General features: G+C 74.7%; 5 protein-coding genes. 2 read left to right on the forward strand and 3 right to left on the reverse strand.

Annotation, left to right across the window (positions count from 1 at the left end; translation table 11 throughout):
* Together NCC78_RS27160 and NCC78_RS27165 are read right to left on the reverse strand one after the other, a co-directional pair.
* Nucleotides 1-895, reverse strand: an 895-nt coding sequence (locus NCC78_RS27160) for a glycosyltransferase family 2 protein (RefSeq protein ID WP_250798026.1), incomplete at its 3' end; no start/stop codon positions are given.
* Nucleotides 892-1,632 (reverse strand): class I SAM-dependent DNA methyltransferase, encoded by a 741-nt coding sequence (locus tag NCC78_RS27165; protein WP_250798027.1) that lies wholly within the window; start codon nt 1,630-1,632, stop codon nt 892-894. The genes NCC78_RS27165 and NCC78_RS27160, both read right to left, overlap by 4 nt.
* Nucleotides 1,633-1,777: 145 nt before the next feature.
* Between NCC78_RS27165 and NCC78_RS27170 the strand changes: the two genes are divergently transcribed.
* Nucleotides 1,778-2,419: an SRPBCC family protein gene (locus NCC78_RS27170; RefSeq protein ID WP_250798028.1), complete on the forward strand. Its 642-nt coding sequence runs from the start codon at nt 1,778-1,780 to the stop codon at nt 2,417-2,419.
* Nucleotides 2,416-3,588, forward strand: a complete 1,173-nt coding sequence (locus NCC78_RS27175; protein WP_250798029.1) for a zinc-dependent alcohol dehydrogenase — start codon at nt 2,416-2,418, stop codon at nt 3,586-3,588. The genes NCC78_RS27170 and NCC78_RS27175 overlap by 4 nt, the downstream gene beginning before the upstream one ends.
* Nucleotides 3,589-3,708: 120 nt before the next feature.
* Here the strand turns inward: NCC78_RS27175 and NCC78_RS27180 are convergent, their stop codons facing one another.
* Nucleotides 3,709-4,956: a cytochrome P450 gene (locus tag NCC78_RS27180; RefSeq protein WP_250798030.1), complete on the reverse strand. Its 1,248-nt coding sequence runs from the start codon at nt 4,954-4,956 to the stop codon at nt 3,709-3,711.
* Nucleotides 4,957-5,200 lie beyond the last annotated feature (244 nt).

Below are 5,200 nucleotides of genomic sequence, written 5' to 3' on the forward strand. Positions count from 1 at the left end.
CGGCCAGGCCCACGGTGGCCGCCGCCGCGCCGAGCAGCAGCCCCGGCCGTCGGGCCGCGACCGCCGTCGCCAGCGCCGGCAGGACCGCGAGCGACACCACCAGGCGCGCCGGCTGGGCCAGGTCGTCGTACGCTTGGCGGACCCGCTGACCCAGGAAGTGGGCGGTCTCCGGCGGCAGCCGGCGTACGTAGAGACCGGCCGGCGCCGCCTCGGTGCCCCCGTACGCGCGCACCGTGCGGATCAGCTCCAGGTTCTCGAACAGCACGTCCGGGTCGTAGCCGCCCATGGCGAGGAAGGTGCTGCGGCGTACCGCCAGAGTGCCCGGATAGTCCGCGCCGAGCGCCCGGTTGAGCAGGGTCCGCCCGCTGTCCCAGTACGCGTGCCAGGGCAGCGGGTCGAAGTAGTTCTGCGGCCGGACCAGGTCCACCCGGTCCAGCAGCCGGTTCACCGCGCGCAGCCCCTGCTCGTCGTAGCGGACGTCGTCGTCGGCGATCACCACGTGCTCGTGCCGGGCCGCGGCGACACCGGTGAGCACCCCGGTCACCTTGCCGTTGACGCCCCGCACGGCGGGGTCCGGGGCGAGGTGCCGGACCAGCCCCCGCCAGGCCAGGTCGTGCCGGGCGAAGACCTCCGGGGGCGACCCGTCGACCACGATCACCTCTACCCGGGTGCCGAGCCAGCGCAGGTACCCGGTCAGCTCGGCCAGGCCGGCGTCACCGGTCCAGCGCAGCGGCAGCACGTACGCGATCGGGAGCCGGTGCGGCGGCGCGACCGACCAGCCCGCCGCGGTGCCGGCGCAGGTCGGTGCGGCCGGGGTCGGGGTCGCCGGGGTCGGGGTGGCCGGCCGGCCGCCGTCGCGGCCCGGGTGGCCGGCCGGCCGGGCCGGGGCGCTCACGCCGACTCCGGGCGGCGGTAGACGGTGACGTGGTTGCGGCTGTCGTCGGTGAACGCGGCGCCGGTCCAGTCCGCCCAGCGGTGTTCCCGGGTCATCCCGGCCAGCTCGGCCATCAGATCCAGCTCGGCCGGCCAGGCGTACCGGTGGTTGGCGGGGAGGAGCCGCACCCCGTCGTTGCTGAGCCGGACCTTCGTGGTGGTCATCCGCTGCTCGGCGGGGTGCAGTTCGGCGGCCTCCAGCAGCACCGCGTCCTGGGCGACGAGGACCGGACGCAGCGACGTGCCGGCGCGGAACGCGCCCGGGTCGGGCACCCACGCCTCCACCACGAACCTGCCGCCGGGGCGCAGGTGCGCGGCGGCGTTGCGGAAGCAGGCGACCTGGGCGGCCTGGTCGGGCAGCGCGAAGATCGTGTTGACGGCGAGCAGCACCAGGGAGAACTCGCCCGCGACCCGGGTCCCGGTGAAGTCCCCGACGGCCACCTCGATCCGTTCCCCGTCGGGTTTGTCCCGCAGCCGGGCGGCCATCTCCGGTGACCCCTCCACGCCGGCGACGGTGAGCCCGTGCCGCAGCAGCGGCAGAGCCAGTCGGCCGGTGCCGATGCCGAACTCGCAGACCGGGCCGCCCTCGGCGAGCGCCACCAGGCGCTCGACCGCCGCACCCGGGTCCAGGTAGGCGAACGCGTCGTCATAGACGTCGGCGGGGATGTGCCGGCCGTACTCGCTCGGATCGAAGGGCACCGTTGCCTCCCGGATGACGCTTGACCTGGCAGCAGATGCCCGGATTACCGCCGATGAAACCGTTTCGTCGTTTCGACCGACCCTTCCCGGGTAGCGCTCCGGGGTGCGGGTGTCCATCCCCGGGCGCCTGGGTGGAGGAGACGTGATGACCAGCAACGGAACGAGGTGGGCCCTGCTCGGCGCGACCACGGCGACCGCGGTCGGGGTCGGCCGGCTGGTGGCCCGGCGGCGGCGACGCCACCAGCCGGACCGGCAGGACGGCTGGTACGTGGTGCGGCGGGGGATCACCGTCGACCGGCCGGTGGACGCCGTCATCGGCTTCTGGACCGACCGGGAACGCCTGGACCGGGCCCTGGCCGAATGGGCGACCCTCGAACAGCTCGACGAGAACCGGTGGCGCTGCGTGGCCATCGACCCGGCCGGTGGCGGCACCGAGTGGCGGGCGGAACTCACCGTCGACGGCCCGGGCCGGCTGAGCTGGCGGATCACCGACGGTCCCGTACCGCAGGAGGGACACGTCGACCTGGTCGCGGCCCCGCAGGACCGGGGCACCGAGATCCGGGCCGAGCTGCGCTACCGCGGCGGTGGGCCGCTGCGCCGGGCGCTCGGCCTGGCCCGCGGCGACGAGCCCGACCTCGGTCTGCGCGACGCGTTGCGGCGGATCAAGTCGCTGATCGAGACCGGCCAGGTGGTCGACACCCGGCACGACCCGTCCGGCCGGAGCCCGGCGCAGGAGCAGGCGACCGACAAGGTCCGCGAGCGGTTGACGACGGGAGGACGGGCGTGAGGGCGCTCTGCTGGGAAGGCGTCGGCAAACTGGCGGTACGCGACGTGCCCGAGCCGCGGATCCGCGCCGAGGGCGACATCATCGTCAAGGTGCGCGCCAGCAGCGTCTGCGGCTCCGACCTGCACCTGATCAACGGCTTCCTGCCGGCGATGCGGGAGGGCGACATCCTCGGCCACGAGTTCATGGGCGAGGTGGTGGAGACCGGTCCGGGCGTACGGCGGCTGGCCGTGGGGGACCGGGTGGTGGTCGGTTCGGTCGTGGCCTGCGGCGGCTGCTGGTACTGCCGCACCGAGCAATACTCGCTCTGCGACAACTCCAACCCGCAGCCGGTCTTCACCGAGAAGCTCTGGGGGCACTCGCCGGCCGGCATCCTCGGCTACTCGCACGCCGCCGGCGGCTACTCCGGCAGCCACGCCGAGTACATCCGGGTGCCGTTCGGCGACGTCGGCGCGTTCAAGGTTCCCGACGGGGTGCCGGACGACTCGGTGGTGTTCGCCTCCGACGCGATGCCGACCGGGTGGATGGGCGCGGACTTCTGCGGGCTCACCGGCGGTGAGGTGGTCGCGGTCTGGGGCGCCGGCGGCGTCGGCCAGATGGCGGCCCGGGCCGCCCAGCTGCTCGGCGCCGAGCGGGTGATCGTCATCGACCGGCTGCCGGAGCGGCTCGGCACCGCCGCCGACCGGCTCGGCGTCGAGACGATCAACTACGCGGAGACCGACGTGCTGGAGGCGCTGCGGGAGATGACCGCCGGCCGGGGCCCGGACGCCTGCATCGAGGCGGTCGGCATGGAGTCGCACGACGTCGGCCCGGCGTACGCGTACGACAAGGCGAAGCAGACCGCCCGGTTGCAGGTCGACCGCCCCACCTCGGTGCGTCAGGCGATCATGGCCTGCCGCAAGGGCGGCACGGTGAGCATCGTCGGCGTCTACGCCGGCCTGGTGGACAAGTTCCCGCTCGGCGCGGCCATGAACAAGGCGCTGGTGCTGCGAATGGGGCAGATGCACGCCCAGCGCTACATCCCGATGCTGCTGGACCGGATCGCCGCCGGCGAGATCGACCCCGGCTACCTCGCCACCCACCCGATGCCGCTGGAGCAGGGCGCCCGCGGCTACGAGATGTTCGAGAAGAAGGAGGACGGCTGCCTGCGCAGCGTTCTGCACCCGGCGTGACCCGTACCGCCCCGGGTTCGGCCGCGCGCCGGCCGGCCCCGGGGCGTCCGGCTGCCCCGACGCCGAGGTCGCCGGTCCAGGCCCGGCTCGCCCGCCGGCGCCCTCGCTCCGCCCGGCGGGTCAGTCGGTGCGGCGGACGTTGGCGATCAGGAAGCCGCTCGCCGGCAGCGCCGGCATCCGGCGCAGGCTCACCGCCAGGTCCTGCGGGGGTACGTCGTAGCGCATGGCGGTGGTCAGGTTGGTCACCGCCCGCTTCATCAACTCGATGGTGATCCACTCACCGGCGCAGCGGTGGCCCGTGTGGTGGTCGCCGCCGCCCTGCGGGACCAGCCCGAACTCATCGCCCCGCCAGCCGGTGAAGCGTTCCGGCCGGAACCGCTCCGGCTCCGGCCAGAGCGCCCGGTGGTGGTTGGTGCCGTACAGGTCGAGCAGCACCCGCCGCCCACGGGGGAAGTGGTAGCCCTGCCAGTCGAAGGAGCGGCGCACCCGCGCGGCGGCCACCGGGAAGAACGGGTAGTACCGGCGTACCTCCTGCACGAAGCTCTCGGTGGCCTCGTCGCTCTGGCGGACCCGCTGCCGCCAGGCCGGATGGTCGTGCAGGGCCAGCGCGGCGAAGACGACGAAGCGGTCCACCGCCACCGTGGGGCGCAGGATGTTGAGCAGTTCCACCGCGGCGATCCGGCGGGGGAGCAGCCGGTCCCGGTCGTCGCGGTGCTCGGCGATCACCCGGAACGCGCTGCCCGGCGGCGCGGGAAGCGTGCCGACGCGTTCGGAGTCGATGAGGTCGGCGATCCAGCGTTCGCCCCGGCGGCGACCGAGCAGGCCGCGCCAGTGCCGGGGGCCGACCGCCGCCGGACCCTCGATCATCGCGTGCAGGTCGGCGGTGCGCCGCTCGACCTCAGCGGCGGCGAGCGGCACCCCGGCCCAGGCGCAGACCGCCCGGGTCAGCATCCGCGCGACCTCGTCGTAGAGCACCACCGCCCCGGCCGACTCCCAGGCCGGGATGCGGGCCCGCCACTCGTCGTCGAAGAGCTGGCCGAGCTGCCGGACCGCGGTCGGCGTCATGATCGACATGAACATGCCCTTGCGGTCGGTGTGCGCCTCGCCGTCGAGCCCCTGGACGCCGCCGCGACCGGTGAGCGTGCGCTGCGCCCGCTTCGGCATCGCCCCTGCCCGGTCGAAGCGCCCGGTGTCGTAGAACAGTTCCGCCGCCGGCCGGCCGCGCAGGCAGATGGTCGGCCGTAGCAGCAGCCGGGTCTGGAAGATGTCGGAGCCGTGGCGGTCGCAGCGCGCGTTGATGAACCGGTAGCCGTCCCGCAGGAACGCGAGCGTGCTCTCCGGGCTGCGGTCTGCCGGGATGGTCGCCATCGGGCCCTCCTGACGCGGGTGGCGGCCGTCGCCGGCCGGCCGGTCTTCTCGGCCGGGTGCGTCTACCCAGGTCGGCGCGACTGAATCCCGGCCGCCAGGTGGTCTGTCCGGCCCCGGGCGCCTGCCCCGGGCGCCTGCACCGGGCGGGCGGACGACCGGGTTCGCCCCCGGCACCGTCCCCGACGAGCAGGGCGAGGTGACGGCGTGACCGAGTTCGACGGACTGCCGGTGCTGCGGTCCCCCG

This window comes from Micromonospora phytophila (assembly GCF_023656545.1).
GTDB lineage: Bacteria > Actinomycetota > Actinomycetes > Mycobacteriales > Micromonosporaceae > Micromonospora > Micromonospora phytophila.